We start from the raw sequence: 1492 nt of genomic DNA, 5'->3' as shown, positions 1-1492 counted from the left end.
CTGCAGCGCCTGGTTGGCGATCGACTTCGCGCTGTCGATCAGCTTCTGCAGCGAGGTGATGCCGGTGTTGGCGGCCTGCAGCACCTGCACGCCGTTGGCGATACCGTCGAGCAGATTGTTGATGTCGCTGGCGCGGTTGTCGAGCGACTGTGCCGTGAAGAAGTTGGTCGGATTATCGAGGGCCGAGTTGACGCTCTTGCCGGTCGACAGGCGGCTTTGAGTGGTGGCGAGAAGATCAGCGGTGGACTGGAGAGAGAGCAGGTTCTGACGAACCGAAGAGGAGAGAACAATACCGGACATAAGCTGTTACCCTTCTGGTACGCAACGCAACAAACTTCGATTAGGATTAATCGATGCCGGGAAGGTGAACGTAGGTGGCTAACAAAGCATGAAGTGCGTCGCGCCAGTCCTTGCGCGGATTCACCATAAGCGCGGCCGAAGAGAAATCGATCTCAGTCCTATCACCATGATGGAATGATGCTTTTTCGCGCAATCGCGGGACGTTTGCTACTTGTCAACCATAACTCAGAGTGGGCAAACGGCTGCACCTGAATGCACCATCTTCGTCCCACGCCACGTCTGCGAACGCTTGCGCAAAAGAAAGCGGCGGGGCCGAAGCCCCGCCGCAATGTCTTGCTTAACGATGTCTTGCTTGCGATGTCGTCCGCTTGTTAGCGGAGCAGCTGCAGCACGCTCTGCTGCGACTGGTTGGCCAGCGACAGCGCGGAGACCGCGATCGACTGGCGGGTCGACAGCGCCTGGCTGTTCGCCGCTTCGGTGTTGGTGTCAGCCAGGGTCAGGTTGGACGAACCGGTCTGCAGCACGTTGATCAGGCTCTTGTTGAAGTCCTGACGCACCTGCACCACCGAGAGGTTCGAACCGAGGCTCGAGGCCTCCGAACGCAGCGTGCTCGACGCGGCATTCAGGTTGGTCAGCACTTTGTTGGTCGCAGCGTTGTCGATGAAGTCGACGCCGCTGGTCAACGAGGCGAGGCCCAGACCCTTGGAGTTGTAGGACACACCCGTGATGTTGAGGTTCGACTTGCCGGTCTCGTCGAACACCAGCTTGAGCTGATCGCCGTTCAAGAGGTTGACACCGTTGAACGAGGAGTCCTGCGAAGTCGTGTCGATCTGGTTCAGGATGTTGTTGTACTGAGACACCAGGTTGGCACGGGCCGTCTGCGCAACCGAGTCCTGGACGGGGCTGGAAGCCGTCGAGAACGTCAGCGACGAGGTCAGCGTGCCGCCGATCGCACCACCCGCCGCCGCCGAACCAAGCGTCGAGGACGCGTAGTCGTTGGTGGTCGACACCGTCAGCAGGCCGTTGGCGTCGATCGTCGCAGACAGGTTGTTGGCCTGCAGCTTCGTGTTGAGCTGGTCGAGCGTCTTGACCGTGCCGTTGGTGCCGTCGCCGAAGGTGACATTGACCGCCGTGCCGCCGTTGAAGGAGGAGAAGGTCAAGGTCTTGCCGCTGATGCCGCCGACGCCGGAGG

At 60.3% G+C, this 1492-nt stretch carries 1 protein-coding gene and 1 pseudogene; both read right to left on the bottom strand.

The genetic code is table 11. The annotated features are described in order from the left end of the window. Nucleotides 1–300 (bottom strand): annotated as a pseudogene (locus IVB42_RS37000) (flagellin); the annotation flags it as partial. A 371-nt stretch (nt 301–671) separates the two neighbouring features. Further along, nucleotides 672–1492 (bottom strand): flagellin (locus IVB42_RS36995; RefSeq protein WP_253075416.1); only part of this gene is annotated, 821 nt, incomplete at its 5' end.

This window comes from Bradyrhizobium sp. 45, from assembly GCF_023073155.1.
Taxonomy (GTDB): Bacteria; Pseudomonadota; Alphaproteobacteria; order Rhizobiales; family Xanthobacteraceae; genus Bradyrhizobium; species Bradyrhizobium canariense_D.
This window is presented reverse-complemented; position numbering and strand designations above follow the sequence as displayed.